Source organism: Actinomadura soli, assembly GCF_005889715.1.
Taxonomy (GTDB): domain Bacteria; phylum Actinomycetota; class Actinomycetes; order Streptosporangiales; family Streptosporangiaceae; genus Spirillospora; species Spirillospora soli.
This window is the reverse complement of record NZ_VCKW01000331.1, coordinates 1-7,558: the sequence shown is the minus strand read 5'-3', so window position 1 is coordinate 7,558 and position 7,558 is coordinate 1. Positions and strand designations below refer to the sequence as shown.

At 66.7% G+C, this 7,558-nt stretch carries 8 protein-coding genes and 1 pseudogene; 5 read left to right on the top strand and 4 right to left on the bottom strand.

All coding sequences use genetic code 11. The annotated features are described in order from the left end of the window. Window positions 1-718: 718 nt before the first annotated feature. The gene (locus ETD83_RS37090; RefSeq protein ID WP_138649876.1) at window positions 719-1,408 is read right to left on the bottom strand and encodes a TetR/AcrR family transcriptional regulator; all 690 of its coding nucleotides are present in this window, start codon (window positions 1,406-1,408) and stop codon (window positions 719-721) included. A gap of 445 nt (window positions 1,409-1,853) precedes the next feature. Here ETD83_RS37090 and ETD83_RS37085 point away from each other — a divergent pair, with 445 nt between their 5' ends. After that, complete coding sequence (locus tag ETD83_RS37085) at window positions 1,854-2,285, top strand: VOC family protein (RefSeq protein WP_171064658.1); 432 nt, start codon at window positions 1,854-1,856, stop codon at window positions 2,283-2,285. 5 nt (window positions 2,286-2,290) lie between these two features. Next, window positions 2,291-2,893 (top strand): TetR/AcrR family transcriptional regulator, encoded by a 603-nt coding sequence (locus ETD83_RS37080; protein ID WP_171064657.1) that lies wholly within the window; start codon window positions 2,291-2,293, stop codon window positions 2,891-2,893. An 87-nt stretch (window positions 2,894-2,980) separates the two neighbouring features. On the opposite strand, the gene ETD83_RS37075 is transcribed toward ETD83_RS37080, so the two are convergent. Further along, on the bottom strand, window positions 2,981-4,039 hold the full coding sequence (locus ETD83_RS37075) for a hypothetical protein (protein WP_138649873.1): 1,059 nt from the start codon (window positions 4,037-4,039) through the stop codon (window positions 2,981-2,983). A 199-nt stretch (window positions 4,040-4,238) separates the two neighbouring features. On the opposite strand from ETD83_RS37075, the gene ETD83_RS37070 reads away from it, so the two are divergent. Next, window positions 4,239-4,577 (top strand): hypothetical protein, encoded by a 339-nt coding sequence (locus tag ETD83_RS37070; protein WP_138649872.1) that lies wholly within the window; start codon window positions 4,239-4,241, stop codon window positions 4,575-4,577. Window positions 4,578-4,599: 22 nt separating this feature from the next. On the opposite strand, the gene ETD83_RS44050 is transcribed toward ETD83_RS37070, so the two are convergent. Beyond that, window positions 4,600-4,929, bottom strand: a complete 330-nt coding sequence (locus tag ETD83_RS44050) for a hypothetical protein (protein WP_205718088.1) — start codon at window positions 4,927-4,929, stop codon at window positions 4,600-4,602. Then, complete coding sequence (locus tag ETD83_RS44045; protein ID WP_205718087.1) at window positions 4,926-5,183, bottom strand: hypothetical protein; 258 nt, start codon at window positions 5,181-5,183, stop codon at window positions 4,926-4,928. The genes ETD83_RS44050 and ETD83_RS44045 overlap by 4 nt, the downstream gene beginning before the upstream one ends. Before the next feature lie 563 nt (window positions 5,184-5,746). Between ETD83_RS44045 and ETD83_RS37060 the strand changes: the two genes are divergently transcribed. Both ETD83_RS37060 and ETD83_RS37055 read left to right on the top strand, forming a co-directional pair. Beyond that, window positions 5,747-6,979: a glycosyl hydrolase family 18 protein gene (locus ETD83_RS37060; protein WP_205718086.1), complete on the top strand. Its 1,233-nt coding sequence runs from the start codon at window positions 5,747-5,749 to the stop codon at window positions 6,977-6,979. A gap of 86 nt (window positions 6,980-7,065) precedes the next feature. Next, a pseudogene (locus tag ETD83_RS37055) lies at window positions 7,066-7,558 on the top strand (hypothetical protein); the annotation flags it as partial.

Below are 7,558 nucleotides of genomic sequence, written 5' to 3'. Positions count from 1 at the left end.
CCAGGGCGATTTGGTCGGACGCGTCAGAGGTGTATAAGAGACAGGCACGGCACCGCCGGAATCCAGCGCGGCCTCGATGGCGGCGAGCTCCGCGTCCCTGCCGACCATCGGCCAATCCGTCATCGCCGGATCGCTGCCCTTCATCGGCATCTCCGCTCCCGGTAGGAGTTCGTCCCGCGAGCGGTCGTGGCTTCAGGTTCGCACGACCGATTGCGGCGGGAAAGCGAGCGGCCTCGAACGTGGTGATCAACCGCGAGTCGACCGACTGTCAGTCGTGAGTGTGAAGCGGCGCCCAGCGCGAGGCAAGCAGAGCCCGCCCCGCAAGGGATTCCCCTAGCCTTGCGGCACCCGGCCAGGACACTTGAGTTCCTGCCCCGCAGCGGTGATCCCCGCTCAGCGATCACGATCACACCGGCCCTGGCGACGATGAGTCGTCACGGCGATCGTGTCCGCGGCGAGCCGGGTACACCGGCCTCCTCAGGTTTTTGTGACGTGGGCGGTGTGCCAGGTTCGGACGTGGTCGGCGACCTGGGCGGGGGCGTCGCACATGGGGTGATCAAGTCTCGCCACAGCAGGCTGCCCAGGCCCACGTGGACGAGCAGCAGCGCCGGCCCGCTCCCCTGACTGTCGGTCACCGCGACGGGCCCGGCGGAAGTCTTCAGCAGGATGGTTCGCCAGGGCCAAGAATCCCCGGCCGGGTACTCACCGCCGGACATGATCACCCTCCAGGCCGGTTGAGGACCGGTGCTCCGGTCGGCGCGCGAGGGGCCGACAAGGCCGGAGCGAAGAAGGCCACCAGAAGCCGGAGTTGCCACTCGACGTCGTCGGTGCCCAGAACGGTCGGCCGCCCGAGCGGGCCGGCGGTAGCGAACAGGCCGGTGACCACGGCCACGATCAGGTCCAGCCGGAGGTGGATCTCGTCTTCGCCAAGGTCCGGCAGGGCCCGGCGCAGCAACGGCACCAGCCGCGCCGCGACCGGCTCGAACTGCCGGCGCACCAATCCTTCCAGCACCGCACTGGGCTGGGTGTAGGCCCGCCCCAGGAACCGGGCCACCTGCAACTGATCGGCTCGCAGCCGCGCCAGCAGTTCCAGATCCGGCCGAAGGAACGCCTCCAACAGCAGCGTCACCGGGACCACGGACCCATGCGCACGCTCGGCCTCGTCCAGCAGCGCCAGCCGACGCCGGTTGAGCGGCCCGACATAGCGGTCCAGGACTTCCCGCAGCAGCCCGTCCCGGCCGCCGAAGTGGTAGTGGATCGCCGCGACGTTCACCCCGGCCTCCCGGGTGATCGCCCGCAGCGAGGTCGCCTCCTCCCCACCACTGGCGAACAGCCGATGCGCGGTCCCCCCGTCGGCGCGCTCTGCTACGACGGTGGTGGCCTCGGGCGAGCAGGCGTCGACCCGCACCTGAGATTCGCCGGCCTGCCGACAGCACCGGACGCCGCCACACGTGATCACCGGGCATGCGCGACCCGACGTTCTCCGCGCCGACGTAAGCTCGGAGCCCGCCCCAACGCCACACCGCCGGGCGCGGTGCGGGCAGCCACGCACAGCCCGTCGGCAAGGGCGACACCCGGGACGGGATCGAGCAAGCCGAGTTGCCCGCAACCGATGGCCGCCGCAGGCCAAGGTGGCGAATCCGGACAACGTCAGGGAGTGCAGCGGCCCATCGCTCGACCTCGTCGTTGGCGCGCCTGGGCGGGGCCTTTCACCTGAGCAATGCCATACCGAGCCGCCTCTGGGCGACACCTGGGGAGGCCCGCGTCTCCCAATGCGACACCGGCGACCGCGGACACGGCGGCCGGAATCTACCTACTTGCTGCATGTAGGTTTCTCTTCTATCGTGCCGGTCATGCGCGTCAAAGACGTTTACCCGCTCGTGGTCGTCGAGGATCCCGTGGCGGTACGCGACTGGTACGCCCGTCACCTGGGCTTCTCGGCGGCGTTCGACACCGACTGGTTCGTCTACCTGGTCAGCGGCGGCGAACGGCCGTTCGCGCTCGCCTTCATGCGAGACGGCCTGGACTTCCAGCTGCCGCAGTTCCGCACGGCGATGAGCGGTGACGCCCTGGTCATCACAATCGAGGTCGAGGACGTGCGGGCCGCACACGACGAAATCTGCGCGACCGGGGCCCGTCCGGAGGTGTCGCTGCGCGACGAGCCATGGGGGCAACGGCATTTCATGCTGCGCGACCCCGCCGGCGGCTGGGTCGACATCGTCCAGCAGACCGACCCCGATCCGGCGTTCCTCGACCAGGTCGCCGACCGGCAGCCCGGCACCTGACCCCTGTGGCGCGACGAGGCCCCAACGCACAACGCCATGCGCGCAGCCGGGCCGCCCTGCTGCAGGCCGCCAGGACCGCCTTCGCCCGCGAAGGCTTCACCTCCACGCGCACCGGTGACATCGTCAAGGACACCGGTCTGACACGAGGCGCCCTGTACCACCACTTCACCGACAAACTCACGCTGTTCGACGCGGTCGTCGAACAGGTCGCCAAGCAGGTCGCCGATCGCGTCGACGCCGCAGCCCAGCAGGAACCGACCACCCTGAAGGCGCTGCACCGCGGCTGCGAGGAGTGGTTCGACGCGATGACCGACCCGCAACTCCGCCGGATCTACCTCATCGACGGGCCCGCCGTGCTCGGCTGGCGGCGCTGGCGCGAGATCGACAACCTCCACGGCGGCGGGACGCTCCGCACCGGAGTCCAAGCCGTGCTGACCGAGCGCGGCGACCGCGATCTCGACCTCGAACCGCTCCTGGCCCTGCTGTCCGGCGCGCTCAACGAGGCCGCCATATGGCTCGCCGAGTCCGACGACCAGCCGACCGCCCGCCGCCAGCTGCACACCAGCCTGAACGCCCTACTGAACCGACTGTTCCCACCACCCACCTGAACGTTTCCGTCTACACCCCAGAGCGCACCCGGCACCTTCGCGGCCGATGCGAGATCGAGGAGGCCGGCCAGCGCTCAGAGTTCCGGGTCAGGGGCCGTTCCTCGACGTCCGCGGCCTACGGCGATCACGCCGCGCATGGCCACGGACGAATGATGCGACTTCACCAGGTGGAGTCCACGACGCATGACCCGCACCCACGCCTACCAACCAACCTGGGCGCCGATGCGGGACACCCACAGGGCAATGCCCTCGGGCGGCCTCCGGTTGGTTGTAGCGCTCGGAGTACGCGGTCAACCTGCGCAACCCGTTCGCCTTCGGTGACACCCCGCCATGCAAAACCGTCTTCTCCCACACCGAGACCTTCGATTTGGCCGCACTGCTGGCTGTACCGCACCGCCACCAGGTCGACGACCCGGCGGTCATCGCCATACTCAGAGCCTGTGCACTGCGGAGTCGGAGGGCCGATCGACTGCTGACTGGCGCACTTCCCGATGAGTCGAGTGATCGGAGTGAATTGAACGACGAGCTGGAACCGACGCCCGACTGCGATCCGTACCTGCTCGCGCAGCTGCGCGAAGCATTCGGGTGGCTATGGACGACATTGATCTTCACCTTCCGGTGGGTGGCCTCGGCGCGGATCAGATCGAGTTGATGGCGGGCGCCGTCGACCAGCACGACCCAGGTGCGGGCGTGGGTGGGGTCGCGGGCCTCGGCGTGGTCGAAGAGCTGGGCGATCACCTCGTCCGGTTCGGCGAGCACTGATCCGCACAGCCACTTGCGCCGTGCGTGCTGCCCGGGCCGAGGCGGCCGTGCTCCGCGCCGGCCGCCGGGAACGGCGATCACGTCGTGTGGCCGGCGCGGTGCGGGCAACGCGTCGTAGACCACCCCGAGCGTGGCCATGCTCTTGCGGGCCGGTTTCTCCCCGGCGGCCAGCCGGGTGCGGAAAGTGCGGGAGTGCCGGGCGGCCGCCTTGGCCGTGGCCGGGCGCAACGCCTCGGGCCGCATCACGATCCCCTTGCCGTCGGCACTGAGGATCAGCAGTTCCTCGGCGGTCCGCGGAACCGGAGTCCGGGAGGCGTTGAAGGCGTCGATATCGACCGCCGCACCAGCTGTAGGAGCTGCCGTTTGCCGACCACGTTCCCGCACCGCGTGTTGATCGCGGTGCGGGCGGTATCGAAGGAACCGCGCACCGCCTCGACCGCCGCCAGCCTGGCCAGACCGTGCGAGTGCCGCCCCGCCGGCAGCGACAGGTGCTCATCAGCCGGATACAGGTTCGGTGTTCCCGGGGCGCGCCAGGCGAGCGCGTCACGGTCACCGTCCCCAACACCGTGGCTAGCAGCCGGCGATGCCCACTCTCCAGCCGGCGTCGCCTCGCACCGTCGGCTCCGACCACCCCGCCGCTGCGGCGGGCACACTCGGCGGCCTGCCGTTCGCTTTGCGCCCGCAGGTCCAGATGCGCCTGCAGCAACTGCCGCAGCAGCTCCCGCCCCTGCTCGGCCAGCATCTCCTCCAGCCGATCGTGCGGCAAGGACGCGGCCTGCGAGTCGGTGAGCTGTCCGATCAGCCAGTTGAAGGTGTTCTTCGCGGCCACAAAGCAGTCAACTTCTGCGGCATCGTCATAGCGTTCCACCGCGGGTCTTCTTCCCGGCGCGGTTTCGAGCATGGTTGGCACCCTCGAACCTGACCGGGGAAGAGCCCGGCCGCAATCACCCCGCCGGTGACGACTCAATGCCGCCTTCCCCAACCGCCGACCCAACCGCCGGCTCGGCGGCCTGCCCGGCCAACTGGCGGGCCACCGGCTCAGCCAGCGTGAACAGCCCCGGGCCGTCCTCACACGCCCAGCCGCGTTCCACCAGCCTCTTGAGCTTGGACCGCAGGCCCTCTCGTTTGGCCGCCTCGTCGCCAAGCCCCATCGCGGTCGCGATCTGCCCGGCCCGCATCGCCTCGGCCGCGTCAGCCAGAATCTCCACCGCGTCTTGGTACGCGGTCGGCAACACCGACGTCGACGTCCCCTGCCGCCACCGCGGCACCGTCACCACTCCCAGCCGTGACGTCGCCCCGCCGTTCCAGCAGGCTCAACCGATCGTTCCCCGGCTGCGGGTTCCTCGACCACCTGGGCCGCCTCGCCCAGAACCCCGTCCACCGTCTCCCGTGTGATGACAAGCCGCGCCAGCTGGTCTTCCTCGGCTTCCAACAGCCCGTTCAACTCGGCAATCCGCTCCCGGATCTCCTCGATCCGCTGCCGGACCGCGGCCCCCCGCCGCGCCAGTTCCTCAAGCAACGAGCCCATACGACCGCCTCCACCACGCACGGTAGAAGACGACCCGACACACGGCGACCGAACACCCAAAACGCAGCTCAACCAGCCCCTCGATAGGAACCGCACCCATCGCCGAACGCAGAAGAGGTCCTGACCTGTTCATGTGCTCTGACCAAGGAAGCACTGGCAGGGTGTCGGGTCGACTACGCCTCATACCGGCGTCAGCGCTGCGGACTCACGACAACCTGGTGTGCGAGGCAATCAGTGTCAGTGCGGCCTCGAAGACGTTGGATCTCACGCCCGTCTGTGGTCTGGGGCGATGCTGTTTCCGGTTGGTAGCGCCAGCTGTACCGTCAGCCTTCCAGCAAGAGGGATCGACTCAATCGCGGTGCGTGGCGCAAACTGCGTAAGACCGAGGCTGTCAACCAGGAAGTGACATTGGCTGAACGCCGACAACGCTGTCGTAACGCCCACCAGCGCACCCATGGCCGCATGGTGCCATCGACAGCAAGTACATCGCGAAAGACTTCATCGCCTGGCTGGTTGAACGCGACCGATCCCAGTCCCGATCCGCTGACCGGCGACTGCGCCCCTTGCGGAAACAGGCTCTGGAAGAACAGAGAACGAAAGCAGAAGAGCTGGAGAGGGGAACCGAAATGACTTACAGGTCTGTGGGGTATTTTGGCAACTGGGCACAATATCGTCAGGCCGGAGGCAAATTCACACCCGATCAGATCGATCCGTCACTGTTCACGCATGTCATCTTTGCCTTTGGAATGATCGGGTTTGTCAGTTGGAGTGTCGACCCCTCGCCGACACGAGCCGGAGAACAACGCTTTACGGGCGACTACACGATCCAACCCGTGGAATGGAATGATCAGCAGGTCCTGTATCCCGCGATGCAGGGACTGAAGCAGAAGAACCCCAGCCTGAAAACGCTGCTGGCGATCGGCGGCTGGAGCTTCAACTCGTGCGACGACACACCCCAGTCGGCCGGGACGGAACACCCCTACGGTCCTTTCACCTGCAAGCTGTTCAGCACGATGGCAGCCAACCCGGACGGCAGGGCGCAGTTCATCAATTCTGCGATCGACTATGCCGGACGTTACGGTTTCGATGGTATTGACATCGACTGGGAATACCCGGGGGACCCTCAACGCGGCGGTCAAGACGCCGACTACGACAACTATCTTGCGCTACTGAGTGAATTTCGCCAGGCGGCCGGGCAGGATTTCATCATCACGATGGCCTCCGCCGCCGTCCCCAAAGGCAGCAGAACTGGCGACGCATTCTTCCAATGGTTGGCTCAATGCGCCCCGTTCCTGGACTGGTTCAACGTCATGTCATACGACTACCATGGGGCATTTGACGATCCGCAGACCGGAACGGGCGCCAACGCGCCCCTCCTGCAGGACTCTTCACCCGGCGGAAATTTTGATGTCAAGGACACGGTGGAATCCTACCTCAAAGCAAGCATTCCCAAAGACAAGATCGTGCTGGGGATGCCCACCTACGGACGGACCTATGTTGTCACACAGGCCGCCGACGGCTACGGAAAGCCATTCAGCAGCGCAGGGCCGGCCGGGCCGGCCACCGCCACTCCCGGCATTCTCGCCTACTACGAGATCCTCGACAAGATTGAGAGCGGGGAACTTGACGTTCAGCGGTGGGACGAACCGACCCTGACTCCCTACGCCTACAGCACCGAGACCGGCCTGTTCGTCAGCTACGACGATGAAAAATCGCTCGGCTACAAGGTCAGTTACGTGATCAAAATGGGGTTGGGCGGAACAATGACATGGGCGATCGACCTGGACAAGTTCTAGCACCCCCCTTTTTGCATCGCGCGGGTCAAGCTGGTTCAGTTCCGTCTCTCCCTCATCGCGGCAATCAGAGATTGCGAGGTATGACCATGACTGACGCCACGAGCAGTTTTCCGTTGCACACTGCAATCAAGCGAATCCTGGATGATCCAGGCTCAAGGCCGACGCTACCGGGCGTTGACGAGGGCTCGCCCGTCGGAGATCAGAACTTCGGTGACGCCGCCCGCTACGACACCGGCATATCCCCAGCCGTCGCCCTGAATGCCGGGAACGTGCTTGTGGAGGTGCACCGGTCCCAGAGTGTCAGCACCCTCTGGTATCACGTCGGCAGGGTCAACGGCGACACGATCGACTGGGGCGGAAGCATCGAGTACGACCAAGGAATCACCCCCTCCGTCGCCATCACCGACCACGGGCTGGTCGTGGAAGTACACCAGTCACAAGGCGCCAACACGCTCTGGTATCACGTCGGCAGGGTCAACGGCGACACGATCGACTGGGGCGGAAGCATCGAGTACGACCAAGGAATTACCCCCTCCGTCGCCATCACCGACCACGGGCTGGTCGTGGAAGTACACCAGT